Origin of the sequence: Kocuria sp. HSID17590, from assembly GCF_003989485.1 — a bacterium.
Classification (GTDB): Bacteria; Actinomycetota; Actinomycetes; order Actinomycetales; family Micrococcaceae; genus Kocuria; species Kocuria salsicia.
In genome coordinates this window covers 66,005-89,616 of record NZ_RBMB01000007.1, presented here as the reverse complement: position 1 = coordinate 89,616, position 23,612 = coordinate 66,005, and the positions used below count along the sequence as shown (strand labels likewise).

The window sequence follows — 23,612 nt, the reverse complement described above, 5'->3', positions numbered from 1 at the left end:
GGGGCACCGGAACGGATCCTCCGCTGTTCCGCACCCGGCCTGGTCGAGCCCGTGGCAGCGGGGGATCGACGACAGCGCGGCCACCCCGGTCCGCGCGGCAACCCGAAGGATGTAGAAGAGTGGACCAACGCAGGATCCGCATTGTGGCCGTGGGAGACGAACTGCTGGCCGGCGTGGACGACCCCCGCGCGCTCGGCTGGTTCGGCCGCGTCATGGCCCGCACCCCCCGCGACGTCGTCCCGGTGGACGCGTACAACCTCGCGGCGCCGGGCGAAGGCAGCGAGACCCTCAACGAGCGCTGGTTCGACGAAGCGGCACGCCGCTTCGACCCGGCCTGCGACAACCGCCTGGTCATCGCGCCCTCCGTGCTGGACATCGACCTAGGCATCACGTCCGCGCGCTCCCGCCTGAACATGGCGAACATCGTGGACCAGGCCACCCAGAACAACGTCAAGGTGCTCGTGGTGGGGCCTCCCCCCACGCTGGACCCGCAGCGCAACCGCAAGATCGCTGACCTCTCCGCCGCCTACGGGGACGTCACCACCCGCCGCAACCACGTGTACGTGGACACGTTCAACCCCCTGCAGCACCACGAGCAGTGGCGCAAGGACCTCGCCGCGAACCACGGCAACCCGGGACAGGCCGGCTACGGCCTCATCGCGTGGCTCGTGCTGCACCGTGGCTGGTACTCCTGGCTGCAGCTGCCCGAGCCCCGCTGACCCGAGCGGAACCCGGTACGCACACGCACGGCGCACCCCACGGACGCGGCGTCGTTGTCCCCGGTCGCTCGCAACCATGGCCTGCTCGGGTGGCTCGCACCGGTGCGAGGATGTGAGATACTGGCGGACGATGTCCCAGCCAATCACTGCAGGAGGTACATCATGAGCAAGCGTGGACGTAAGCGCAAGGATCGTCGCAAGAACTCGGCAAACCGCGGCAAGCGGCCCAACTCCTGAGGTCTTGCACACGAACCACAGAACGCCCGTGACCGTCATGGTCACGGGCGTTCTGCGTGTCTGGCGGGGGGGGGTGGGCGCTCAGGCCACCGGGTGCTCCCGGCACTGGGCGTCGATCCGCTCCAGGATCGAGCGCTTGAGTTCCGTGGGCGCCGTCTCGCGGCACGAGCGCTTCATGACCGAGCGGATGACGCACTCGAAGTTGTACTCGCGCGCGCACTCCGGGCAGTCCGTGAGGTGCGCGTGGATCTCCTCGAGGTCCTCGGTGGTCAGCGCGCCGTCCAGGTACTCGTAGATCCTGCGGATGCGCTCGTCCGTGCAGCCGTTGTGGCACGGTTTCTCGGTCATGTCTTCAGCCTCGATCCTTCGCTGGTGCGCCGTCCTTGCCCTTGCGGGCCCTGGACGTGTCAAATCCTCGTTCCTGGGCGTAGTCGCCCAGTTTCTCGCGCAGGAGCTTGCGCCCTCGGTGCAGCCGGGACATCACGGTGCCGATGGGCGTGTCCATGATCTCGGAGATCTCCTTGTACGCGAACCCCTCCACGTCGGAGAAGTAGACCGCCAGGCGGAACTCCTCGGGCAGCTCCTGCAGCGCCCGCTTGACGTCCGAGTCCGGCAGGTGGTCCAGCGCCTCGACCTCGGCGGAGCGCAGACCTGTGGAGGTGTGCGACTCCGCGCGGTGCAGCTGCCAGTCCTCCACCGCGTCCGTGTTGGCCTGGCGCGGTTCGCGCTGCCTCTTGCGGTACAGGTTGATGTAGGTATTCGTGAGGATCCGGTACAGCCAGGCCTTGAGGTTGGTCCCGGGCTTGTACTGGTGGAACGCGGAGAACGCCTTGGTGTAGGCCTCCTGCACCAGGTCCTCGGCATCGGAGGGGTTGCGCGCCATGCGCAGCGCGGCGGCGTAGAGCTGGTCCACGTACTGCATGGCGTCGCGCTCGAACCGTTCGCGCCGCTGCTGCGTGGACTCCTCCCCGGCGGGCACTTCCTCCGGGTGGTCCACGGCACGGGAGTCTTGACTTCGCTGATCGTTCATCGTTCCCAAGTCTAGGGTCGCGACCGGCATCTGCAGTGTTCACCCGCTTCCGTGGCTCGTGCGCGGCACAGCGCCGCGGGTGCGGCGCCGTCTGTCCATCCGGGGTAACACGCCGTCCGCACGCGAGTATTCCCGGGGGGCCCACGGGCGCAGGCCGATAGGATGGACAGCGTGCCTTCCCGGAAGTGCCGGGATGCTAGGAGGAGAACCATGAGCATCGTTCGTCGTCTCGCCCGCCCGCTGCTGGCCACCGGCTACATCGCCGGCGGCATGGACGCGTTCCGCAATTCGTCCGCGGCCGCCAAGCAGCTGGATCCCGTGCTGAAGGCCGTGGAGTCCGCTGTCCCCCAGCTGCGCCCCGTGACCGCCAACCGCGCCGTCGTCGCCCAGGGCGTTGCCGCCGCGCAGGTCGCCGCCGCGTCCCTGCTGGCCATCAGCAAGCTGCCCCGCCTCTCGTCCACCGTGCTGCTGGGGACCACCGCGCTCAACGGCTACACCCAGTACCGCTCCGCGGACACGAGCTCTGCCGAGGGCAAGGCCACTCGCCGCGCCGGTCTGCTGAAGAACGTGTCCTTGCTCGGTGCCGTGATGATCGCCGCCGTGGACACCTCCGGCAACCCCTCGCTGGCGTGGCGCGCGAGCCACCTCGCGGACGACGTCCGCAAGAACGCCGCGAAGGTGGGCAAGGACACCAAGAAGAAGCTGGCGCAGGCCGAGAAGGCCGTGCAGGACGCCGTCTCGAACTAGGAGCCGTACCCACGTGACGCCGAGCAACGGCTTGCCGCAGTCCCCCGGCCCGCACTGGTCCGCGCCCTGGCGGGACACCCCCGTCTCCGCCACCGTGGCGATCCCCGGGTCCAAGTCCCTGACCAACAGGTACCTGGTGCTCGCGGCTCTGGCCTCCGGGCCCTCGGTGCTGCGCAAGCCGTTGCACTCGCGTGACAGCGCCCTGATGGTGGCCGCGCTCGAGCAGCTGGGCGCGGTGGTCACCCCCCTCCCCGATCCCGGCCCCTTCGGTCCGGATCTGCGCGTCACCCCCATGCCGGTGGGCCGTGCGCTCGAGGAGCCCGTGGCGGTGGACTGCGGTCTCGCCGGCACGGTCATGCGCTTCGTCCCGCCGCTGGCCGCACTGCGTGACGGGACCGTGGACTTCGACGGCGACGCCGGAGCCCGCGTCCGCCCCATGGGTCCCGTGGTCGCGGGGCTGCGCGAGCTCGGAGTGGGCGTCGAGGACGACGGCCGGGGCACACTGCCCCTGCGCGTCCTCGGAACCGGAGCCGTGTCCGGGGGCACGGTGTCGATCGACGCGAGCGGCTCCTCGCAGTTCGTCTCCGCCCTGCTGCTGGCGGCCGTTGCCTTCGACGCTCCCCTCGTCCTGCGCCACGAGGGCTCGGGGGACGTGCCGTCCCTGCCCCACGTGGACATGACCGTGGCCGTGCTGCGCGAGGCCGGCGCTGACGCCGAGCGCACGGGTCCCGCCGAGTGGCGCGTGACCCCCGGCGCAGTTCCCGGCATGGACGTCGCCGTCGAGCCGGACCTTTCCAACGCCGGCCCCTTCCTGGCGGCCGCGGTGGTGACCGGTGGAACGGTGAGCATCCCGGACTGGCCCGGGCACACCACCCAGGGCGGCGACCACTGGCGACAGATCCTGCCGCAGCTCGGTGCGCACACCCATCTGGAGGGCACCACCTTCACCGTGAGCGGGCCGCAGCAGATCAGCGGGGTGGATCTGGACCTCTCCGAGGCCGGCGAACTGGCACCCACCGTGGCCGCGCTGTGCGCGCTGGCCACCACGACGTCCCGGCTGCGCGGCATCGCCCACCTGCGCGGCCACGAGACCGACCGGCTCGCCGCACTGAGCGCGGAGCTCAACGCGCTGGGCGGCAACGTGCAGGAGACGCCGGACGGGCTGGTCATCACCCCCGCACCGTTGCACGGCGGCGTGTTCCACAGCTACCACGACCACCGCATGGCCACCGCCGGGGCGATCCTGGGGCTGCGTGTCCCGGGCATCGAGGTCGAGGACATCGCCACCACGTCGAAGACCCTGCCGGACTTCCCGGTGATGTGGGCCCGGATGCTCGGCTCGGAGGCCTGAACGGTGGCGGGCAGGAGCTGGGACGAGTCGGACGTCCGCGTCAGGGCCAACAAGCGGGGCTCGCGTCCCCGCACCAAGCAGCGCCCGGCGCACGACGACGCCGTGATCGCACGTGTCGTCGCTGTGGACCGCGGCCGGTACACCTGCGTGGTGGACGAGGACGGCCCGACCCCGCGCACCGTGCTGTGCGTCCGGGCCAAGGAGCTGCGGCGTCAGCCCATCGTGCCCGGGGACCGTGTGGGAGTGGTCGGAGACGTCTCCGGGGAGGCTGACACCCTGGCCAGGATCGTGCGGATCGAGCCCCGTTCCACGGTGCTGCGACGCAGCGCGGACGACACCGACCCGGTGGAGCGGGTGATCGTGGCCAACGCGGACCGTCTGGTGCTCGTCCTCGCCGCCGCCTCCCCCACGCCTCGCACCGGATTCGTGGACCGCGGGCTCGTGGCCGCCTGGGACGCCGGCATTACCCCCGTCGTGTGCATGACCAAGACGGACCTCCAGGATCCCACGGAGTTCCTCGAGCACTTCGAGGACCTCGACGTCCTCACGGTGACCACGCAGCGCGCCACGGAACGCGGTCAGCGCCCCGAGGCCGGTCTGCACGACACCTCGCTGGAGGTCTCCCCCGAGTCCCTCGACAGGCTGCGCGCCGTCCTGGACGGGCACGTGAGCGTGTTCTTGGGGCCCTCCGGCGTGGGGAAGTCCACGCTCGTCAACGCGCTCACCGGTTCTCAGCGCGCCACCGGCGGCGTCAACGACGTCACCGGCCGCGGGCGGCACACGTCCTCCTCCGCGCTGGCCCTGACCGTCCCGGGCACCCGCCCCGGCACGTGGGTGGTGGACACCCCCGGCATCCGCTCGCTCGGACTCGCGCACGTGGCGGAGGAGGACCTCCTCAACGCGTTCACGGATCTGGTCCCCGCCACCGCGGACTGCCCCCGCGGGTGCCTGCACACGGAGGACTCCCCCGGCTGCGCGCTCGATGCGTGGGTGCACCGGCCGGAGGCCTCACCCGCCGCCCCCGGAAGGCTCGAGTCCCTGCGGCGCCTGCTGGCGGCGTCGCGCGGGGAGACACAGCGGGGCGACAGCGAAAAGCGGCTCGGACAAGCGATAACGTAGGGACATGCGAGCACCCAGCAACCACACGGACGACCTGCGCCTGGCCCACATCCTGGCGGACTCCGTGGACGGCCTGACCATGAAGCGCTTCAAGTCCCAGGACCTCACGGTGGAGACCAAACCGGATCTCACGCCCGTGACGGACGCGGACCGGGAGGCGGAGCAGATCATCCGCTCGCAGCTGGGACGCATCCGCAACCGTGACGCCGTGATCGGCGAGGAGTTTGGCACCACGGGCTCCGGAGGCCGGCAGTGGGTCGTGGATCCGATCGACGGCACCAAGAACTACGTCCGCGGCGTGCCCGTGTGGGCCACGCTCATCGGCCTCGTGGAGGACGGCGAGGTGGTGCTGGGCGTGGTCTCCGCACCCGCCCTGAACCGCCGCTGGTGGGCAGCCAAGGGCTCCGGCGCGTTCACCGGCCGCTCCCTCTCCCAGGCCCAGCGCCTGCACGTGTCCTCGGTGTCCACGCTCCAGGACGCCTCCCTGTCCTACGCGTCGCTCGGCGGCTGGCGGGACCTCGGCGTGCGCGACCGCTTCCTGGATCTCACGGACACCGTGTGGCGCACCCGTGCCTACGGTGACTTCTGGTCCTACTGCCTCGTGGCGGAGGGCGCGGTGGACATCGCGTGCGAACCCGAGCTGAACCTCTACGACATGGCCGCGCTCGTGCCGATCGTGACCGAGGCCGGCGGGCGGTTCACGTCCCTCGCCGGGGAGGACGGCCCCTTCGGGGGCAACGCCCTGGCCACGAACGGCCTCCTGCACGACGCCGCTCTGGACGCCCTCGGCACCCGCGAGTCCTGAGCCGGGAGCGGCCGCCCTCACGCTCCGGTCGATTCCCGCACGCGCCCCGGAGCGCGTGCGTCACAGCCAGGCACGAACGGGCAGGCGCGAAGGGCATGGCGAGAAGGGCATGGCGAGAAGAACCCGGACACGGAGAGCCGGGTACGAAGACCCGGACACGACGACGCCCGGCACCGCTGCGAACAGCTGTGCCGGGCGTCGTCGTCGTGGAAGGAGCGGCGCAGACCGTGAGCGGCCCGGCCAGTGATTCCGTCAGGAGTCGATCGAGGTGCCCAGCCTCTCGTTGATGCACTGCTCCATCTGGGTCTGGTCCTGCTGCTGGGCGTACTGCATGCAGTCGCCCATCGAGCCCATGACCCACGCGAAGATGGCCACCATGAAGGCTCCTCCAATCAGTGCGAGTGCCGAGAGCACGATGCCCACGATGGCCAGTGCCGGGGAGTCACGGCGAGACTTGCGGATCTTGACCAGGCCGATGATGCCCAGGACCAAACCCACCAGGCCCAGCAGGCCGCCCAGGCCGAAGAACCAGAAGGTCAGGATGCCGAGAATTCCCAGCACGAGGGACGCGATCGCCAGGCCCTTGCCTGGCACCGGGCCCTGCTGGTAGCCGTTGTAGCCCTGTCCGTAGGACTGCTGCGAGTAGTCGTTCTGGTAGTGCGTGGGGTACCCGCCGCCGGTCTGGTTCCCGTAGCCCTGGCCCGAGTAGTCCTGCTCGCCCGTGCCGGACTGGACGCCGTAGCCCTCGTTGCCGTACCCCTGGTTGCCGTATCCCTGCTGGGTGCTGTGCTCGCCGTAGCCGTTCTGCGAGTAGCCCTGCTGGGGCCCGGCGGGCTCGCCGTAGCCGCCCCGGTAGCTGGAGCGGTCCGCACCCTGGTGGCCGGCGTCCCCGTACTGACCGGTTGTGGCGTGGTCCCCGTACTGGCCGTACTCGGGCTGGGCCTGCCCCGGGGTCTGGGGGCGGTTCTCGGAGTACTGCCCGTACCGGGGCTGCTCGCGGTCGGAGGCCGACGAGGAGCCGGACTGCTCGGAGGGACGTTCGCTCATGGAGGCGCCTGCCTTTCGGTGGTGGTGGTCCGTTGCGGACTCCAGTCTTTCACACGGGGCTCTGCGCCCGCGGGTTCGCTGCACGCATGCAGCGGGGCGGGCGCACGAAAAAAGCCTGGGTCGCGAGGTCGTGTTCACGACGTCGCGGCCCAGGCCGTTCCAGTGGAGATGGGGGGAATTGAACCCCCGTCCGATGCAGCTTTGTCAGGGCTTCTCCGGGTGCAGTGTGCTTGCAGGTTTCTCAGTCCCGGCCATCTCGCACACGAGTGGCCGCCGGACTCAGTCACGTAAAAGTCCCCTGGACGTCCGTGACGTACGTCCAGAGCAGTGACCTTCTAGCTGATGTCAGATTCCAGGTCGAAGGTGTACCTGGGCTGACAGACTGCTGTCGCTACTTACGCAGCGAGAGCGAAGTCAGTGCGCTTGGATTTGGCACTTATATTTTTACAGAGAGCGTTTACGAGATAACTCTGTGTCCTCGACCCGCTTCCCCTGTCTCAACTCACATCGTCGAAACCGATCATCCCCGTATTCATTTTTCAATGAGCACCACGTGCGCCCGGTACCAGTACCGGAGAACCTCGTGGACACACAAGAATACGCCCGCCCCTGACCACACGTCAACAGGCCGCCCGGATCGGACGGGGGAAGGTGTCCCGTGCGGCCCTTGCCCGCTCCCCCACCGTGGCCTACCGTGTGGTCATGTCCCGATGAGCCATTCGACCTCCCCGCGCCCGTGGCCGCTGCCCGGCGGGGATCCCGGCTATCCGAGGACACCCATGGCTCATCCCCCGCATTCCCCTAATACGGCCGCGCACATCCGCGTTTCCGGCGTCTCCGCCTCCTTCGGCTCCCACCGGGTGCTCACGGACATCAGCTTCTCCGTGGCTGTGGGTGACCCCACGGGTCTGATCGGAGGGAACGGTTCCGGCAAAAGCACCCTGCTGCGCATCATGGCGGGCCTGCGCGCGCCCGACGCCGGTGAGGTCCTCACCGTCGGACCCGGCGATCCGCTGCGCGTGGGCCTGCTGCACCAAGTACCCCCCCCCTTCGCGCCGCACGACACCGTGGCCCAGGCCGTGGAGTCGGCGGTGCGGACCGTGCGGCACGCAGCATCCGCCGTCGACCGCACAGCTGACGCTCTCGCCCGCGCCCCGGAGGACGAGGGTGCCGCCACCGCGTACGCCGCCGCCCTGGACACTGCCGAACGGATCGGCGCGTGGGACCTGGACACCCGCATCGACGTCACCCTGGACGGGCTCGGTCTGGGAGGCGTGAATCGCGACCGGCCCACGCGTGCCCTGTCCGGCGGACAGCGCTCACGACTGTCCCTGGCCTGGCTGCTGCTCTCCACCCCGGACGTGCTGCTGCTCGACGAACCCACGAACCACCTGGACGACGCCGCCACGGACTTCCTGGGCGAGGCCCTGCGGTCGTGGCACGGACCGGTGCTGCTGGCGAGCCACGACCGCGCATTTCTGGACACCGCCGTGACCTCGCTCGTGGACCTGGACCCCGCACCCCGACCGCATGCCGTCACCTCGGATCTGGTGGGTGACGGCACCGGGACGGGCATCGGCGTGACCCGCTTCGGCGGCACCTATTCCCAGTACGTGCTTGCCCGCATGGATGCCCGCGAGCGCTGGGAACGCACGTACCGGGACGAGCAGGCGCAGCTGAAGAAGCTGCGGGCCGCGGTCAGGGAGCAGCAGAGCGTGGGCCACGCGAACTGGACCCCACGCTCCGAGACACGGATGGCCGCGAAGTTCTACGCGGACCGCAACGCGACCGTGATCTCGCGCCGGGTCAACGACACCCGCACGCGCCTCGCCACGCTCGAGGAGGAGCAGGTGCGCAAGCCACCCCGGGAGCTGTTCTTCCAGGGACTCACCGCGGGTTTGTCCGGATCGGAAGCCGCACTGCACCGCACGGGTCCGGTACTGACCGCCTCCGCGGCCGAGGTCGCGGGACGGATGGCACCCGCGTCCCTGACCGTGAGCGCGGGTGAGTCGTGGCTCATCACGGGTCCCAATGGCGTGGGCAAATCCACCCTGCTGAGCCTGTTCGCCCGGCGACTGGAACCCACGAGCGGTTCCGTGCACGTCGCACCCGGCGTACGCGTGGGGTTACTGGATCAGGACGCCACACTGCCCGGCGCCGACCCGGAGCGCACGGCGGCCCACATCTACCATGAGCGCGTGGAAGAGGATCGCGCGGAGACCGTTCCTCTCGGGACGTTCGGTCTGCTGGCCGGGCGGGACGAGAACCGGCGGGTCGGTGAGCTCAGCGTGGGTCAGCGGCGTCGGCTCGCCCTGGCGGTGCTGCTCGCGGACCCGCCGCACGTGTTGTTGCTGGACGAGCCCACCAACCACTTCTCACTCGTGCTCGCCACGCAGCTCGAGGCGGCGGTGCCGAACTACCCGGGGACCGTGGTCGTGGCCTCCCACGACCGCTGGTTGCGCAGGAACTGGACCGGCCGGCACCTCGCACTGGAGGTACCGGCCGGGACGCCGTGAGTCGAAGGGCTCAGCCGCGCATGTTGCGGTAGCGCATGGCGCGCTGGGCCTCGCGGTTGTCCTGCTTCTCGCGCAGGGTCTGGCGCTTGTCGTACTCGCGCTTGCCGCGCGCCACCGCGATCTCCACCTTCACGCGCTTGCCGTGCACGAAGTACAGGGACAGCGGGATGATGGTGTAACCGGCTTCGCGCGTCTTGCCCGCGATCTTGTCCAGCTCGGAGCGGTGCAACAGCAGCTTGCGCCGCCGCCGCGCGGAGTGGTTCGTCCACGAGCCCTGCAGGTACTCAGGGATGTGGGCGTGCTCGAGCCACAGCTCACCGCGGTTGTCGAACTGGCAGAACGCGTCCACCAGGGACGCCCGCCCCATGCGCAGCGACTTCACCTCCGTGCCCATGAGCGCCAGACCGGCCTCATAGGTGTCGTAGATGTTGTAGTCGTGGCGCGCCTTCTTGTTGTTGGCCACGATCTGGCGGCCGTCATCAGCGTTCTTCTTGGCCATCGGCCTGTTCTTTCCTCACTGCTCCCACGGTCCCCGTGCACGCTACGGCCCCCACCCTCGGGGACCGACGACGCCGCGCGGCCGGTGAGAGTCTCTCAGCTCTCGTCGTCGCGGCGCGCGCCTGCACGCCAGCGAATGCCTTCGTCGATGAAGGAGTCGATCCCGCCGTCGAACACGGAACTGGGATTGCCCTCTTCGTAGTTGGTGCGCAGGTCCTTGACCATCTGGTAGGGGTTCAGCACGTACGAGCGCATCTGGTCGCCCCAGGACGCCTTCACGTCCCCCGCCATCTCCTTCTTCTTGGCGTCCGCCTCCTCCTGGCGCTGCAGGAGCAGACGGGACTGCAGCACGCGCAGCGCGGCCGCACGGTTCTGGATCTGCGACTTCTCGTTCTGCATCGACACCACGATCCCCGTGGGGATGTGGGTCATGCGCACGGCGGAGTCGGTGGTGTTCACGGACTGCCCACCGGGGCCGGACGAGCGGAACACGTCCACCTTCAGCTCGGTCTCGGGGATCTCCACGGTGTCGTCCGACTCGATGAGCGGGATGACCTCCACCGCGGCGAACGAGGTCTGGCGCCGCCCCTGGTTGTCGAACGGGGAGATGCGCACCAGACGGTGGGTGCCGGCCTCCACGGACAACGTGCCGAACGCGTACGGGGCCTTGACCTCGAACGTGGCGGACTTCAGCCCGGCCTCCTCCGCGTAGGAGGTGTCCAGCACCTTGGTGGGGTAGCCGTGGCGCTCGGCCCAGCGCAGGTACATGCGCATCAGAATCTCCGCGAAGTCGGCGGCGTCCACGCCGCCGGCACCGGAGCGGATGGTGACCACGGCCTCGCGCTCGTCGTACTCGCCGGCCAGCAGGGTCTGGATCTCCAGCTCGGACAGCGCCTTGCGGATGGACTCGAGCTCCACGGCCGAGGCGTCCCGGGTCTCCTGGTCGTCCTCGTCCTCCGCGAGCTCCACCATGACCTCGAGGTCGTCGATGCGCCCGTGGATCTTGTTCAGCCGGTCCACCTTGCTCTGCGCGTGGGACAGCTGGGAGGTGACCTTCTGGGCCTCCTCCGGATTGTCCCAGAGGTCCGGGGCCGCCGCCTGCTCCGAGAGGTCCGCGATCTGCGTCTTCATGGACTCGACGTCGCTGACCGCCGCCACGGAGTCGTAGGTGGCGCGGAGGGCACGGATTTCTGCAGCGTAGTCAATGGAGGCCATGGCAGACCACTTTACGTCATGGCCCGCGGGGCCCGGGAGTCGGTAGGCTCGGATCCACCCCGCCTGCTCACCGAGGAGACCGTCGATGGAACGTCCTGCAGTGCTCGCACTCGTCCTGGCGGGAGGCAAGGGCTCCCGTCTGGGCGCACTCACGGAGCACACCGTCAAACCTGCCCTCTCGGTGGGCGGCACGTACCGCCTCATCGACATCTCGCTGTCCAACCTGGTGCACTCGCACATCACGGACGTGTGGCTGGTGCAGCAGTACCTGCCCCACGACCTCAACTTCTACATGGCCGGCGGCCGCCCCTGGGACCTGGACCGCTCCCACGGCGGGCTGCACGTGCTGCCTCCCTACGAGGGGGCGGACGGGGAGGGCTTCGCCACGGGCAACTCGGACTCCATCTTCCGGCAGGCCGCGGTCATCCGGGAGGCGGCCCCGGACCTCGTGCTGGTGCTCTCCGCGGACCACCTCTACACCGTGGACTTCCGGGACGTCGTGGACACCCACCTGACGAAGCGCGCGGACCTCACGATGGTCACCACCGAGATCGCTGAGGACCCCTCCCGCTACAGCGTGGTCCAGACCTCCGAGTCCGGCGAGGTCACGGGCTTCGAGTACAAGCCCGAGGACCCCTCGGGGCACCTGGTGGCCGGGGAGATGCTCCTCTTCACCACGGACGTGCTGCTCGACTCCCTCGAGACGCTGCACGAGCAGCTGGGCGAGCTCGGCGACTACGGCGAGGACCTCATCCCCCACGTCCTGGAGCACCACAGGGTGGTGGAGCACCGCCACACCGGGTACTGGATGGACCTGGGGACCGTCCAGTCCTTCTGGACCGCCCAGCAGCAGCTGCTCGACGGGGACGGTGCCGTCCTGGACGACCCCGCCTGGCCCGTCTGGAGCGGACAGCTTCCTCTGCTCCCCGCCTTCGTCGACGACGACGCCGCGGTCACCCGCTCCCTCGTGGCTCCCGGTTCGCACGTGGCCGGCAAGGTGGAGCACTCGGTGCTCGGGCAGAACGTGACCGTGGAGCACGGTGCGGTGGTGCGCAACTGCGTGCTGCTGGACGGGGTGCACGTGGGCTCGGGCGTGGAGCTGGTGAACGTGGTCGCGGACACCGGAGCGCACGTGAGCGGCGGCTCCCGGCGCGGGTCCTCCCAGCACGTGACCGTGATCGACCGGTCCGGCGCCGTCGCGGACCGGGAGCCGTTCGACACCTCCGCCGCGCTGCCCCGGAACTGGGAGCAGTACTGACAAGTCCTCCCAGTCCTCTCACCCGAAAGGCCTCTGCCATGCGACGTCCATCCCGCGCCACTCTCGGTCCCGCGCTGCGGCGGGAGCTGTTCCGCACGGTGCGCCACCAGGCCGTCCGCCGCGCGGGCGGTGTGCTCCCCCTGATCGGGCTGTACCGCCGCTACGGTGCATTACGCCAGGTGGCGCGAAACCTCCGGAGTCGCTGACCACGCCCGCTGCCCTGTCCAGCGCCAGCAGTGCGGCCGGAATGCGGGTGAGCACGCCGAGGATCAGCGCAATGCCGCCGACCAGTTCGACGGTGATCGCGAAGGCCGCGGACGCGGTGGACGCGCGGACGCCCATGCCCTCGAAGCTCTGTGCGGTGCCGGAGAAGCGCCACTCGGGGACATCTTGCCAGCCATGCATCAGAAACGTGTTGCCCAGGACCACGCGCAGCACGAGCAGGCCCAGGGCCACCGCGTGGTAGTGCCAGATGCGGCGCACGGGGCGCTCGGCGGGGGCCGAGGTGGCGGACGCGGGACGGGTTTCGGCACCGTGTCACACGGCGTCATGCCTCAGCGACGCATCACGGCCCGGGCATCCCCGGTGGCGCTGATGGGCACACCGGCGGGCACGACGACGTTGACCACAGGCGGGTGGACCACAGCAGTCAGCGAGACCTGCGCCGTCGTCCCGTCAACAGAGCCGGTGGGCCCGCCCACCGCAAGGCCGCTCACGTCGTGGAACGCGCCGACGGTTCCGAGGTAGCTCGTGGCGGCCCCGGAGACGCCCTCGTCCGTGAGGATGGGCGTGGGCGGACCCGAGCCGGAGCGGTCGACGTCGGTGAAGGTGTCCGCCGCCGCACCCGCCGCGCGGTCCGCGAGAGACTGCAGCTGCCGCTGGCCCACGTACACGCTCGTGATCGCGAGGACAGTGACCACCAGCAGCAGCGAGACGAGGGCGAAGCCGATCAGCACGATGGTGGTCTGGCCCGCGTCCGGGTCCTCGTCAGGTTCCGCCGCCCATCGCGAGCGCAGCAGCGTGAACGGACCGGAACGCCCGCGCCCCGCTGTCGTCCGCACCGACCTCACGAGTACCGCCCCGCAATCACGGAGACGTCCGCCGAGAGGTTCGCGACCGTGGCCGTCGCGAAGCCGGGCATGCCCGGCAGGTCCACGCGGATGCTCGCGTGGACCCGCGCGACCGCTCCCGGGGAGGCGCACGCGCCGTCCGAGCAGTCCACCGTGACCATGAGGTCCTGCGGGGCGAAGCCGTGGTCCTGCGCGGCCACGGCGGCGACGTCGTGGATGCCCGTGCGGTCCAGGTCCTTCGCCTCCAGCACGGAGATCGCCTGGCCCGCCTGCTCGGCCGCGGCGACCACGGCGAAGGACCCCGCCTGCACCCGGGCAACGGTGACCACCAGGTAGATGACGGGGATGAGCAGCAGCAGGCCCAGCCCGATGAACTCCACGATCGCGCTGCCCCGGTCCGGGTCGTCGCCCCCGGGCGGTGCGTGTCCGGGGTCAGGAGTCCATGTCCACGGCATGGCCGCTCACCTCCAGTCCCTCGGGAGGGCCGAGGGTTGCGAGCACCGGCAGCGGGGCGACGACGTGGACCTCCACCGCGGGCAGCGCCCCCACGCTGGTCCGGGACACGGAGATCTCCTGCGCGTAGCGCTCCCCCACGGTGTCCGCGATGATTCCGCGGGTGCGCTCGGCGCCGTCCGCGTCGGTTCGGTCCGCGAGGCTCGCGTACCGGGCACCCGTCGCGGCGGCGTCGATCAGCGTGTTGCGCACGTGCAGCGCAAACCCGACCTGCAGGATGATGCCGAACAGGATGCTCGCGAGCGCCAGCACCATCACGTACTCGGCCACGGCGCTGCCCTCGTCCACGGCCCGTGCTCCCCCGGCGTCCGCGCGGCGGGGAGCGAGTGGCTCAGAGACCGGAGACCCTGTTGATGGCATCCTGGAACAGCCCCTCCAGCGCCGGGCGTGCGATCAGCAGCAGCCCCGCCACGAGCACAGCGGACATCAGGGTGAGCATGACCCAGCCGGGCACGTCTCCCCGGTCGGCGTCGTCCTCCCCGGCTCGCAGCCGCACGGGCAGGGCCGTGGTGAACAGCCAGCACAGCATCGCGAGCGGGCGGATCAGGTGGTTCATGGGTATCTCCTTCGTGAGAGTCGGGTGGGGATTCCGGTTCAGAACCCCAAGTTGAGGACGGCGAGGCCCGGGAACACGGCGAACGCGACGCTCAGGGGCAGGATGAAGAACACGACGGGCACGAGCATGGCGATCTCCTTCTTGCCCGCGATCTCCATCAGGACACGCTTGTCGTGGTCGCGGACGTCCTGGGCCTGAGCACGCAGCACGTCCGCGAGGGGTGTTCCCCGCTCGATCGCCACCACGATCCCGTCCACGAAACGTCCCAGGGCGACCACGTCCGTGCGGGCCGAGAAGTCCTGCAGCGCCGTCGTGAGCCCGGCACCGGCCCGGGTCTGGGCGAGGACGGCCCGGAACTCTCCCGCGAGCTCCCCCTCCGCCACGCGACAGACCCGCTCGAGCGCACCCACGGTGCTCTCCCCCGCACCCACCGCGAGCGCCATGAGCTCGGCCACGGCGGGGAACTCGGCGAGCATCCGCTTCTCCCTGCGGCGGATGCTGCGGGTGAGCAGGTCGTTGCGCAGCCACACGCCCACCCCGGCACCCAGCACGGCCCCGACGGCGAGGATCGCCACGTTCACGTCCTCCCGCAGCACCAGGGCGACGCCGAGGGCGCAGCCGGCCACGGCTCCCGCCACGGCGCAGAGCACCTGCTCGGCCCGGTAGTCCATGACGTCCTTGCGGGAGCCGTCCCGCACGAGCCGGCGGGCCAGGACGTCCGCGTTGGAGAGCAGGGGCGCGGCACGCTGCAGCAGCCATCCCATGGCCGCGCCCCCGAACGCCCCGGCCAGCGACGTGCCGCGGGCCCGCCGGGAGGACCACACGGGGTCGCCCAGACCGCTCGCGAGCTCTGCGGCCCGCAGCTGGGGTGCGATGCGCTCCGCGAAGCTCGGCGCTCCCACGGCCCGGGTGGCGACCAGCACGAGCCACAGCCCCAGGGCCAGGACCGCTCCGAGCAGGGCGGAGACCACGGTGGCGTTCATCGCAGCACCCGCCGTTCGGTGGGAAGTGCTCCGAGGCGCAGCATCAGCTGGTAGGCCAGCACGGACACGGCGAGGCCACCCAGGAGGACGGCGGCACCGGCGGCGGTGTTGTACGCCTGGACCGCGGCGGGCTGGGTGGCCATCAGCGCGAGGATGAGCCACGGGGCCGCCACGGAGAGCCTCGCGGCGTTGACCGTCCAGGACTGCCGGGCCTCGAGCTCGCTGCGGGTGCGCTCGTTCTCGCGCAGGAACTCCGAGAGCGTCCCCAGCAGCCGGCCGAGATCCGTGCCGCCCACCTCGCGCGTGACCCGCAGGGCCTCCACGATGTTGTCCGCCACCGGATCCGCGAGGCGCTGCTTGAGCATCGTGAGCGATCCGTGCAACTGCCCGCTCGCCCGGTAGTCGGCGGCGAACCGCGCAAACGCCGGCCGCAACGGCTCCGGGCCGCGGTACTGCAGCTGCATGAGTGCCTCCGGGAGCCCCATGCCCGCGCGGATCGCCGAGCGCAGGTGGTCCACGACGTCCGGCCACACCTCCCGCAGCACCGAGGTGCGACGGCGAGCACGGCGCCGCACGAACCACAGCGGGATGTAGAGGGACACCAGGAAGACGCAGAGCCCGAAGACGGCGGCGGAGGTCAGCGCCAGCACCAGGACGCCAGCAACCGACGCGAGCAGGACGCTGAGGCCCACAAATGCGGCGAGCGACACCGCGGGAAGGTCCGCCTGGATCATCAGGGTACGGAACCTGCCCGTGCGCGCGTGCCGGGTGCGCGGGGCGGGCGGCAGGGTCCAGAAGGACCACCACACCATGAAGATCCCCGTGCCGAGCAGGGCTCCGAGCAGCGCGCTCACTGGGGGACCCGTCCCGCACGCCCGCTCGACGCGTCACCTCGTGGACCGCTGCCGTTGCCTCGCGGACCGGAGCCTCCCCGACGTGGGCCGGCGCCGTTGCGACGTGCACCGGGAGCCGCGCCGCCCGCGCTGCTCGCTGCCGTGAGGTCCTCGGCCGAGGACCGTTCCCCTGTCTGGTGGGACGACCCACCGCGAGTCCACACCGGTTCCGAGGTGCCCTCGTCCCCGGGGCCCGGGGCGGCATCGTCGTGGAGGAGAACTGCCGGCGAGTACCCGGCGCGCACGAACTTGTGCGCCGCCGGCACCTCGGACGCGACCGCTCGCAGGGTGCCGTCCCGCAGCTGGAAGACGGGGTAGGTCTCGATCACGCCGTTCTCCACCCGGTTGCCGATCCCCAGGATCTCGGCCACGTAGCGGTGCCCGTCCGGGGCGCGGTGGCAGTGGACCACCATGTCGAAGCACGAGGCCACGGTGGGCACCACGAACGCGCTGCTGATGTTCTCGCCGGCGAGCAGCGGCAGGGTGCAGATCTTGGTGACGGCGTCCCGTGCCGAGTTCGCGTGGATCGAGCACATCCCCGGCAGACCCGCGTTCAGCGCGATCAGCATGTCGAGGCTCTCCGCCTCCCGGACCTCGCCCACCACCAGGCGGTCCGGGCGCATCCGCAGCGCCTCCTTCACCAGCCGCCGCAGCGGGATCTCGCCGGTCCCCTCCAGGTTGGCCTGCCGGCACTGCATGCCGACGACGTCGCGCAGCGCCACCTTGAGCTCGAAGACCTCCTCCACGGTGATCACCCGTTCCCGCGGGCCGATGGCCGCGCACAGACAGTTGAGCATGGTGGTCTTCCCCGCCTGCGTGGCCCCCGAGACCAGGACGTTCAGGCCGGAGTCCACCGCCGCGTGCAGAAACTCCGCCGCCTGGACGGTCATCGAGCCGAGGGTCACGAGATCCTGCAGCCGACGTGCCCGGGCCACGAACTTGCGGATGTTCACCGCCCAGTGCGCCCGGGTGACGTCCGGGATGACCACGTGCAGCCGGGAGCCGTCCGGCAGGGACGCGTCCACGAACGGGGAGCTGAGGTCCAGGCGCCGGCCGGAGGACTTCAGCATCCGCTCCACGAGGGTGCGCACCTGGGACTCGCTCAGCACGAGACTCGTCAGCTCCGACTCCCCGCCGCGTGCCACGTACACCTCGGCCGGGCCGTTGAGCCAGATCTCCTCGACCTCGGGATCGTCCAGGTACGGCTGCAGCGGCCCGTAGCCCGCGACGAGGTCCAGCACGGTCTTGCGCGCGGCCTCCAGGTCCTGGAGCCGGGGCAGCCCCGCCTGCGCGGAGCGAACGTCGTACTCGGCCACTACGGCGGCGACGATCTGGCGCGTAGGCTCGACCTCGTGCAACGGGTCCAGCCCGCTGCGACGGATCTGTTCGCGGACGTCCGCCTCGATCAGTCCGATCGCGTCCTCGGCAACGGTGGCCATGGCTCCCCCTGGGGTTCCCCCGAACCCGTTACTGGCTGGTCAACTCTGGAGGGAACGCTAGGGGAAATTTCCGGCCGCGAACACGGCCCGGGCCCCGATCTGTGGATAACCCGTCATGACCTGCGCCGATGCCCGCAGCACGACGCGTCATGCTCGGACGCAGAATGCATCCTCATGCAAAGTGACACCCATCACGCTTTGGTCGGAGGGGACGGGAACACCTTGCCCCTCCGGCCACAAGACGGGGACTGCCGAAGGCAGGGTGATGCGCGGTGCTCCGAACCACAGTGGAGCGCGTGCGGAAGGTCAGACGGTCGTAGAACCCCCGCGGGCGGCGTCGTCGCCGGGGGCAGCGGTGGCGGGACGCTCGACGGACACGTCCGGGCCCGCGGGCCCCACGTGGGGTGCCTCGGCGGGACGCTGCAGCGGGGAGGCCGCCGCGAAGGTGAGCACGGAGGCGCGCTCGACGTGGGCGCCGTCGGGCTCCCAGGGCTTCTCGGCCTCGGCAATGGCGATGTGCCGGGCGAGTCGCGTGATGTTGACCTCCTCGACGCGGCGGCGCTGGGCGGCGCTGTACTGGGAGACCATGAACAGCACCACGAGCGCGTAGAGCACGAGGTCCGTGCCACGGCCGATCCCCAGCAGGCGGGCCACCTGCGTGACCAGGTCCGGCACGAGGATCGAGACGGCGGCGAAGAGGAAGAAGGCGACTGCGCCCAGACGGCGGATGGCCTGGTGCTTGGCGTTGGCTCCGCCGCGCACCAGGGTGAGCGCGCCGTAGGCGACGCCCAGGATGAGAACGATCTGAACCACGATGGTCATTGCAGTGCCCCGTTACTTCACGAACAGTTCGGCCAGGATGTTCACGCCGTTGAGCAGGGACTGGCCCTTGCCGCGCGAGTAGTCCGTGTAAATGATCTCCACGGGGTGCTCCACCCAATTGGGCTGGATCTCCGCGAACCGGTTCACGATCTCGGAGGCGTGCGCCATGCGGTTCTGCTTCAGGTGCAGCTTGCCGAGCGTGTCCCGGTTGATGGCCCGCAGGCCGTTGTGCGCGTCCGAGAGGTCCATGCCGCTCGTGAACTTGGACACGAACGCCGCGGTGCGCAGCACGAGTCGCTTCAAGGAGGACACCTGTGTGCGGTCGTCAAGGAACCGCGACCCCAGGACCACCTCCGCCTCGCCGCTGCGGATGCGCTGAACCATGTCGTACGCATCGATCACGCGGTGCTGGCCGTCCGAGTCGAACGTCACCACGCAGTCCATCTCCGGATCCTGCAGCGCGTACTCGAAACCCGTCTGCAACGCCGCACCCTGCCCCAGGTTGATGGGGTGCTGGACCACCACGGCCCCTGCGTCCCGACAGATCTGCGCGGAGTCGTCCCGGGAGCCGTCGTCCACGCAGACCACGTGCGGGAAGGTCTTGCGGAGGTTCTCCAGGACCTCTCCCACCACTTGGGCCTCGTTGTACACGGGCATCACTATCCAGGCTCGACTCACACCCCTCATTGTTCCACAGTCGGCTGGGGACCTCCGGCGCGCAGGCGGGGCCCGCAGGTCGCGGGGGTGGGCGCCGGGCGGTCCACTAAACTTCCCACAGACCCTCCCGCCTTCCCCGTCTGGAGCCCTGGATCCCTTGAGCTGGCTTGAAGCACTTCCCCCCTACACCCTGGTGGCCGTCCTCATGGTCCTGCCCGGCGCGCTGCTGAGCGTGGCCCTGGGGCTGCGTGGTCTGGCCCGGTGGGCGAGCGTGGTGCCGCTGTCCGTGGCCGGGTTCAGCGCCTCCGCGGTGGTCTATGGCATGCTCGGCGTGCCCTGGACCCCCCTCACCGTCACGGCGGCGTTCGCAGGAGTGGCGGTGCTGCTGTGGCTTGTCATGATCCCCGCAAGACGCCGCGTCGCCGCGGCTCCGTGGGTTGGCACCCTCCCGTGGCGGGAGCGGATCACCGCCTCGACGGTGGGTATCTGGTGCGGCGCGGTGCTGGGCACCGGGATCGTGGTGCAGAGGCTGTACCTGATCCTCCAGGTCCCCGACGCGCTCTCCCAGACCTACGACGCGAACTTCCACTACAACGCCGTGCGCTTCATCGAGGAAACCGACACGGCGTCTTCCCTGAAGCTCGGCGGCCTCGGTGTCACCGATCCCACGTTCTACCCTGCGGCCTGGCACGACTCCGTGGCGTTCGTGACCGACGCGGGGAACCTGCCCGTGGCCCTGTCCGCCAACGCGATGACCATGCTGGTGTGCGGTGGCGTGTGGGTGCTGGGCTGCCTGTACTTCACCACGCGGGTCCTGGGCTCCCGCCCCGCGGTGGCGGTGGCCACCGGCCTCATGGCCTCCAGTTTCCCCGCGTTCCCTTACCTGCTGAGCTTCTATGGCAACCTGTTCCCGAACGCCATGTCCATTGCGTGCCTGCCCCTGTGGCTCGGCCTGCTCGCGGATGCGCTGGGACTCTCTCGGGACCCCTATCTGCGCTCCAAGCTCGCGCTGTGGATTACCATCCTGGCCGTGACGGGCGCTATGGGACTGGCCCACCCCTCCACCGTGGTGCTGGGGCTTGCGATCCTGTGGATCATGCTGCTCACCCTGTGGTGGCGGGAGTTGCGCTCCCCCCGGGCGTGGTGGCGCAAGCTGCTCGGCGCCGTCGCCCTCGTGGCCATGCTCCTGGTGCTGCAGCAGATCTGGTTCTCCGCCCGGGCCTCCTGGGACTCCTCCTCGTGGAAGCCGCACGCGACCCAGCCCCAGGCCGTGGGTGAAGCGCTCGCCACCGTCTACCCCGGCGCGCCGCACGCCCCCTGGGTGCTCATGGTCCTGGTGCTCCTCGGCGCCGCGGCCCTGCTGCGCCACACCTCTCGCTGGCTGGTGGGTGCGTGGGTCCTGCTGATGTGGCTCTACGTCCTAGTGGCCTCCTCCCGGAACTTCCCGCTGCGCTACGACTGGACCGGGGTCTGGTACAACGACTCCAATCGACTGCTCGCGCTCATCCCCGTCATGGCCGTTCCGCTCTCCGTGGCCGGCGCGCTCGCTGTGCTGCACTGGGTAGTCACGCACGTGCGCACCTTCGTGCTGCAGCTCTCCCAGCGCAGCGGCACCTCCCCCACCGTGCGCCGGCTCGCGGAGCGCAGCCGACCCCTGCTGCGCACCCGAACCACCGCGGTGGTGGGGGGCCTCGCGGCCGTGCTCGTGGGGTGGCAGGTGGTCCAGACAGAACCCATGACGGATATCGTCGACTACGGCAAAGCCCTCTACGCCGGCGGTGGCGCGCACCCGTACGCACTGCTCGACCCCGCAGAGCAGGAGCTGCTGGAAGAGCTGCCGGAGTACGTGCCGCAGGGCGCGGTGGTGTTCGGCAACCCCCTCACCGGCACATCCCAGGCCTATGCGGTCTCGGGCATCAAGGTGCTGTTCCCCCACAACGGGCTCGTCGCGGATCGAGAGGCGTCCGTGATCGCCCACCACCTCGACGAGCTCACCACGGACCCTGAAGTGTGCCCGGCCCTGCACAAGCACAACGTGCAGTACGTCCTGGACTTCGGAACGCGCCAGGTGAACCCGTACGCCTACTTCGACACGCGCGGCTACGACCAGCTCACCCCTGACAGGGGCTTCGAGCTCGTGGCCCAGACCGGCCCCGAGGCCAAGCTCTACAAGATCACCGGCTGCGGCGACTGACCCTGGACCGGATGACGACGGCGCCGCGAGAGATGGTCTCTCGCGGCGCCGTCGTCATCCGGTCCGAAACAGTGCCGAGCTCAGCCCGGCAGGGGCCCGTCCAGGTCGGGATCGTACTGGGGCACGAACTCCTCGCCGCGCTCGGCGGCCTCGCGGGCCTGCCACTCCCGCTTGTGGCGCTTGTCCGCCAGCGCCCGGGCCAAGCCCTCCTCGTGCTCCCGGCGAACGTCCTCCTCCGGCTGGTTGCGCATGTGCGCGACCGCGCCGTGCACGCTGCCGTCGAAGACCTTGGTGCCGTGGTCCATCACGATGCCGCGCTCACAGATGTCCATCACCAGGTTGAGGTCGTGGGAGACCACCACCAGGGTCTTGCCGCGTCGCACCAGGTCCTTGATGCGGCCGATGCACTTCTTCTGGAAGGGCTCGTCACCCACCGAGAGGATCTCGTCCACCAGGAACACCTCGGGATCCGTGTGGACGGCCACGGAGAACGCGAGTCGCAGGTACATGCCCGAGCTGTAGAACTTCACCTCGGTGTCGATGAATTCCGCGATCTCCGAGAAGGCCACGATGTCGTCGAACTTCTCGTCGATCTCCTCCTTGGTCATACCCAGGATCGCGCCGTTGAGGTAGACGTTGTCCCGGCCCGTGAGGTCCGGGTGGAAGCCTGCACCCACCTCAATCAGGCCGGCCACCTTCTCGCGCGTGAGGATCTCACCCGAGTCCGGGTTCATCACACCGGAGATCATCTTCAGCGTGGTGGACTTGCCCGAGCCGTTGAAGCCCAGCAGCGCGACCGTCTCGCCGTCGTGGATGTCGAAGGAGACGTCGTTGAGTGCCGTGAACTTGGCGGTCAGGTCCCCCTTGCGGCCCTTCACGAGCCAGACGAAGGCCTCTTTCATGGAGCGCGTGTGGCGCAGCACGAACTCCTTGGTCATGTGGCTCACCCGGATGGCGAGGTCCGCGTCCGTGCGACCCGGTGTGTTCTCGTTGACTGCACTGGACATGGTTCACAGCTCCTGGGCGAAGTTGCCCTCGTGGGCCCGGAACAACCGGTCCGCCACGAAGAAGACGATCAGACTGGTCACGATGGCCAACGGGGTCCACCCCGTGAGCAGGTGCGGTGGGATGTGCCACGTCTGCGGAGAGTCCGTGGTGGGGAACCAGAAACCGTAGTGGAACAGCTCCACCGCCACCGTGAGCGGGTTGAGCATGTACACGTAGTACACCCAGTCCCACAGCTTCTCGTGCACCATGGTCCACAGGTAGAGCACCGGGGAGGCCCACGTGGAGACCATGATGATGAGGTCCACGATGTTCTCGGCATCCCGGAAGAACACGTTGAACGTGGTGAACAGCATGCCCAGGGCCAGGGAGAACACCGCGATGATCGCGGTTCCCACGAACACCGCGAGCAGCTGCTTGATCCCCGGGTGCCACCCTGTGACGAAGCACGCGAGCAGCAGGATGACCAGCTGCGGCACGAAGTGGATGAAGGCCACGAGCAGGTTGGAGACGGGGAACAGCTGCCGCGGCAGGTAGATCTTCTTCAGCAGTCCGCCGTTGGCCACGACCGAGCGGGACGCGTTGCCGAAGACCTCCCCAAAGAGGTTCATCACCACGATCCCGGAGAACAGGTACACGGCGAAGTTCTCGATCCCCCTGTTGAGGTCCAGGAACACGCCCATGGCGATGTAGAACACCAGGAACTGCACTCCCGGTTTGAGGTAGGACCACAGAAGTCCGAGCACCGTGCCTCGGTACCGGATCTGGATCTCCTTGTCCACGATCAGCCTGAGCAGGAACCGGTTGGCGAACACGTCCCTCAGGCCGCGGTCCTGCCCGGGTGGCCGCAGCTGAGTGGCGGGGGCTTCGTTTGGCATCTGCCGTCCTTTCGTGGCGCGCCTCACGCGCCGTGACCGGAATACACGCCGACGCCGCAC

General features: G+C 69.7%; 25 protein-coding genes, 1 other RNA gene and 1 pseudogene. 9 read left to right on the top strand and 18 right to left on the bottom strand.

All coding sequences use genetic code 11. The features are described from left to right. Positions 1 to 119: 119 nt before the first annotated feature. Together D8M39_RS03880 and D8M39_RS13175 are read left to right on the top strand one after the other, a co-directional pair. Positions 120 to 719 carry a GDSL-type esterase/lipase family protein gene (locus D8M39_RS03880; protein ID WP_055085455.1) on the top strand — a complete coding sequence of 200 codons (600 nt, stop codon included), beginning with the start codon at positions 120 to 122 and terminating at the stop codon, positions 717 to 719. Between the two features lie 162 nt (positions 720 to 881). Beyond that, entirely contained in the window at positions 882 to 956 is a 75-nt protein-coding gene (locus D8M39_RS13175) for a 50S ribosomal protein bL37 (protein WP_098054049.1), read from the top strand. A gap of 81 nt (positions 957 to 1,037) precedes the next feature. Here D8M39_RS13175 and rsrA read toward each other — a convergent pair whose 3' ends face one another. Together rsrA and D8M39_RS03865 are read right to left on the bottom strand one after the other, a co-directional pair. Then, positions 1,038 to 1,304 (bottom strand): mycothiol system anti-sigma-R factor, encoded by a 267-nt coding sequence (gene rsrA / locus D8M39_RS03870; RefSeq protein WP_055085457.1) that lies wholly within the window; start codon positions 1,302 to 1,304, stop codon positions 1,038 to 1,040. Positions 1,305 to 1,308: 4 nt separating this feature from the next. Then, positions 1,309 to 1,986 (bottom strand): sigma-70 family RNA polymerase sigma factor, encoded by a 678-nt coding sequence (locus D8M39_RS03865; protein ID WP_055085458.1) that lies wholly within the window; start codon positions 1,984 to 1,986, stop codon positions 1,309 to 1,311. Between the two features lie 210 nt (positions 1,987 to 2,196). On the opposite strand from D8M39_RS03865, the gene D8M39_RS03860 reads away from it, so the two are divergent. The 4 genes from D8M39_RS03860 to hisN are packed head-to-tail and all read left to right on the top strand — an operon-like array spanning position 2,197 to position 6,008. Next, a complete protein-coding gene (locus D8M39_RS03860; RefSeq protein WP_055085460.1) occupies positions 2,197 to 2,733 on the top strand; it encodes a hypothetical protein in 537 nt (178 codons plus the stop codon). 13 nt (positions 2,734 to 2,746) lie between these two features. After that, entirely contained in the window at positions 2,747 to 4,084 is a 1,338-nt protein-coding gene (aroA, locus tag D8M39_RS03855) for a 3-phosphoshikimate 1-carboxyvinyltransferase (protein ID WP_126874455.1), read from the top strand. 3 nt (positions 4,085 to 4,087) lie between these two features. Further along, a complete protein-coding gene (gene rsgA / locus D8M39_RS03850; protein WP_055085464.1) occupies positions 4,088 to 5,203 on the top strand; it encodes a ribosome small subunit-dependent GTPase A in 1,116 nt (371 codons plus the stop codon). Positions 5,204 to 5,207: 4 nt separating this feature from the next. Then, positions 5,208 to 6,008 carry a histidinol-phosphatase gene (gene hisN / locus D8M39_RS03845; protein WP_055085466.1) on the top strand — a complete coding sequence of 267 codons (801 nt, stop codon included), beginning with the start codon at positions 5,208 to 5,210 and terminating at the stop codon, positions 6,006 to 6,008. Between the two features lie 252 nt (positions 6,009 to 6,260). Here hisN and D8M39_RS03840 read toward each other — a convergent pair whose 3' ends face one another. Together D8M39_RS03840 and ssrA are read right to left on the bottom strand one after the other, a co-directional pair. Further along, positions 6,261 to 7,055, bottom strand: a complete 795-nt coding sequence (locus D8M39_RS03840) for a DUF4190 domain-containing protein (RefSeq protein ID WP_126874454.1) — start codon at positions 7,053 to 7,055, stop codon at positions 6,261 to 6,263. A 160-nt stretch (positions 7,056 to 7,215) separates the two neighbouring features. Continuing rightward, positions 7,216 to 7,583: a transfer-messenger RNA gene (gene ssrA / locus D8M39_RS03835) on the bottom strand. Positions 7,584 to 7,834: 251 nt separating this feature from the next. Here ssrA and D8M39_RS03830 point away from each other — a divergent pair. Next, complete coding sequence (locus D8M39_RS03830; RefSeq protein ID WP_126874453.1) at positions 7,835 to 9,571, top strand: ABC-F family ATP-binding cassette domain-containing protein; 1,737 nt, start codon at positions 7,835 to 7,837, stop codon at positions 9,569 to 9,571. Between the two features lie 10 nt (positions 9,572 to 9,581). Here the strand turns inward: D8M39_RS03830 and smpB are convergent, their stop codons facing one another. Then, positions 9,582 to 10,070: an SsrA-binding protein SmpB gene (gene smpB, locus D8M39_RS03825; RefSeq protein ID WP_055085472.1), complete on the bottom strand. Its 489-nt coding sequence runs from the start codon at positions 10,068 to 10,070 to the stop codon at positions 9,582 to 9,584. Positions 10,071 to 10,165: 95 nt separating this feature from the next. Next, complete coding sequence (gene prfB, locus D8M39_RS03820; RefSeq protein ID WP_055085474.1) at positions 10,166 to 11,284, bottom strand: peptide chain release factor 2; 1,119 nt, start codon at positions 11,282 to 11,284, stop codon at positions 10,166 to 10,168. A gap of 85 nt (positions 11,285 to 11,369) precedes the next feature. On the opposite strand from prfB, the gene D8M39_RS03815 reads away from it, so the two are divergent. Further along, positions 11,370 to 12,542, top strand: a complete 1,173-nt coding sequence (locus D8M39_RS03815; RefSeq protein ID WP_126874452.1) for a glucose-1-phosphate adenylyltransferase family protein — start codon at positions 11,370 to 11,372, stop codon at positions 12,540 to 12,542. A gap of 18 nt (positions 12,543 to 12,560) precedes the next feature. Here D8M39_RS03815 and D8M39_RS12920 read toward each other — a convergent pair whose 3' ends face one another. The 10 genes and pseudogenes from D8M39_RS12920 to D8M39_RS03765 form a co-directional block, all read right to left on the bottom strand. Beyond that, positions 12,561 to 13,025 carry a DoxX family protein gene (locus D8M39_RS12920; protein WP_238693946.1) on the bottom strand — a complete coding sequence of 155 codons (465 nt, stop codon included), beginning with the start codon at positions 13,023 to 13,025 and terminating at the stop codon, positions 12,561 to 12,563. Positions 13,026 to 13,096: 71 nt separating this feature from the next. After that, on the bottom strand, positions 13,097 to 13,603 hold the full coding sequence (locus D8M39_RS03805; RefSeq protein ID WP_083482507.1) for a pilus assembly protein TadG-related protein: 507 nt from the start codon (positions 13,601 to 13,603) through the stop codon (positions 13,097 to 13,099). 5 nt (positions 13,604 to 13,608) lie between these two features. Next, the gene (locus D8M39_RS03800; protein WP_238693945.1) at positions 13,609 to 14,067 is read right to left on the bottom strand and encodes a hypothetical protein; all 459 of its coding nucleotides are present in this window, start codon (positions 14,065 to 14,067) and stop codon (positions 13,609 to 13,611) included. Next, the gene (locus D8M39_RS03795; protein WP_256385972.1) at positions 14,045 to 14,413 is read right to left on the bottom strand and encodes a TadE family protein; all 369 of its coding nucleotides are present in this window, start codon (positions 14,411 to 14,413) and stop codon (positions 14,045 to 14,047) included. The genes D8M39_RS03800 and D8M39_RS03795 overlap by 23 nt, the downstream gene beginning before the upstream one ends. Before the next feature lie 43 nt (positions 14,414 to 14,456). Then, positions 14,457 to 14,681, bottom strand: a complete 225-nt coding sequence (locus D8M39_RS03790; RefSeq protein ID WP_126874451.1) for a hypothetical protein — start codon at positions 14,679 to 14,681, stop codon at positions 14,457 to 14,459. A gap of 38 nt (positions 14,682 to 14,719) precedes the next feature. Further along, the gene (locus D8M39_RS03785; RefSeq protein WP_126874450.1) at positions 14,720 to 15,664 is read right to left on the bottom strand and encodes a type II secretion system F family protein; all 945 of its coding nucleotides are present in this window, start codon (positions 15,662 to 15,664) and stop codon (positions 14,720 to 14,722) included. Further along, a complete protein-coding gene (locus D8M39_RS03780) occupies positions 15,661 to 16,518 on the bottom strand; it encodes a type II secretion system F family protein (RefSeq protein WP_094394271.1) in 858 nt (285 codons plus the stop codon). The genes D8M39_RS03785 and D8M39_RS03780 overlap by 4 nt, the downstream gene beginning before the upstream one ends. Before the next feature lie 251 nt (positions 16,519 to 16,769). Continuing rightward, a pseudogene (locus D8M39_RS03775) lies at positions 16,770 to 17,996 on the bottom strand (CpaF family protein); the annotation flags it as partial. A gap of 306 nt (positions 17,997 to 18,302) precedes the next feature. Further along, on the bottom strand, positions 18,303 to 18,818 hold the full coding sequence (locus tag D8M39_RS03770) for a DUF2304 domain-containing protein (protein ID WP_126874449.1): 516 nt from the start codon (positions 18,816 to 18,818) through the stop codon (positions 18,303 to 18,305). A gap of 12 nt (positions 18,819 to 18,830) precedes the next feature. Then, positions 18,831 to 19,475, bottom strand: a complete 645-nt coding sequence (locus tag D8M39_RS03765) for a glycosyltransferase family 2 protein (RefSeq protein ID WP_238693943.1) — start codon at positions 19,473 to 19,475, stop codon at positions 18,831 to 18,833. Between the two features lie 157 nt (positions 19,476 to 19,632). Here D8M39_RS03765 and D8M39_RS03760 point away from each other — a divergent pair, with 157 nt between their 5' ends. Continuing rightward, on the top strand, positions 19,633 to 21,669 hold the full coding sequence (locus D8M39_RS03760) for a DUF6541 family protein (RefSeq protein ID WP_238693942.1): 2,037 nt from the start codon (positions 19,633 to 19,635) through the stop codon (positions 21,667 to 21,669). Between the two features lie 80 nt (positions 21,670 to 21,749). On the opposite strand, the gene D8M39_RS03755 is transcribed toward D8M39_RS03760, so the two are convergent. Continuing rightward, positions 21,750 to 22,676 carry an ABC transporter ATP-binding protein gene (locus D8M39_RS03755; protein WP_055082148.1) on the bottom strand — a complete coding sequence of 309 codons (927 nt, stop codon included), beginning with the start codon at positions 22,674 to 22,676 and terminating at the stop codon, positions 21,750 to 21,752. Positions 22,677 to 22,679: 3 nt separating this feature from the next. Continuing rightward, positions 22,680 to 23,552: an ABC transporter permease gene (locus D8M39_RS03750; RefSeq protein ID WP_055082150.1), complete on the bottom strand. Its 873-nt coding sequence runs from the start codon at positions 23,550 to 23,552 to the stop codon at positions 22,680 to 22,682. Positions 23,553 to 23,612 lie beyond the last annotated feature (60 nt).

Coding starts and splice junctions, on each gene's coding strand:
- D8M39_RS03755 (WP_055082148.1), bottom strand. CDS start 22,676: ATGTCCAGTGCAGTCAACGAGAACACACCGGGTCGCACGGACGCGGAC.
- D8M39_RS03770 (WP_126874449.1), bottom strand. CDS start 18,818: ATGACCATCGTGGTTCAGATCGTTCTCATCCTGGGCGTCGCCTACGGC.
- D8M39_RS03750 (WP_055082150.1), bottom strand. CDS start 23,552: ATGCCAAACGAAGCCCCCGCCACTCAGCTGCGGCCACCCGGGCAGGAC.
- D8M39_RS03860 (WP_055085460.1), top strand. CDS start 2,197: ATGAGCATCGTTCGTCGTCTCGCCCGCCCGCTGCTGGCCACCGGCTAC.
- smpB (WP_055085472.1), bottom strand. CDS start 10,070: ATGGCCAAGAAGAACGCTGATGACGGCCGCCAGATCGTGGCCAACAAC.
- hisN (WP_055085466.1), top strand. CDS start 5,208: ATGCGAGCACCCAGCAACCACACGGACGACCTGCGCCTGGCCCACATC.
- D8M39_RS03785 (WP_126874450.1), bottom strand. CDS start 15,664: ATGAACGCCACCGTGGTCTCCGCCCTGCTCGGAGCGGTCCTGGCCCTG.
- D8M39_RS03800 (WP_238693945.1), bottom strand. CDS start 14,067: ATGCCGTGGACATGGACTCCTGACCCCGGACACGCACCGCCCGGGGGC.
- rsrA (WP_055085457.1), bottom strand. CDS start 1,304: ATGACCGAGAAACCGTGCCACAACGGCTGCACGGACGAGCGCATCCGC.
- prfB (WP_055085474.1), bottom strand. CDS start 11,284: ATGGCCTCCATTGACTACGCTGCAGAAATCCGTGCCCTCCGCGCCACC.
- D8M39_RS03765 (WP_238693943.1), bottom strand. CDS start 19,475: ATGCCCGTGTACAACGAGGCCCAAGTGGTGGGAGAGGTCCTGGAGAAC.
- D8M39_RS03790 (WP_126874451.1), bottom strand. CDS start 14,681: ATGAACCACCTGATCCGCCCGCTCGCGATGCTGTGCTGGCTGTTCACC.
- D8M39_RS03840 (WP_126874454.1), bottom strand. CDS start 7,055: ATGAGCGAACGTCCCTCCGAGCAGTCCGGCTCCTCGTCGGCCTCCGAC.
- D8M39_RS03830 (WP_126874453.1), top strand. CDS start 7,835: ATGGCTCATCCCCCGCATTCCCCTAATACGGCCGCGCACATCCGCGTT.
- D8M39_RS03815 (WP_126874452.1), top strand. CDS start 11,370: ATGGAACGTCCTGCAGTGCTCGCACTCGTCCTGGCGGGAGGCAAGGGC.
- D8M39_RS03865 (WP_055085458.1), bottom strand. CDS start 1,986: ATGAACGATCAGCGAAGTCAAGACTCCCGTGCCGTGGACCACCCGGAG.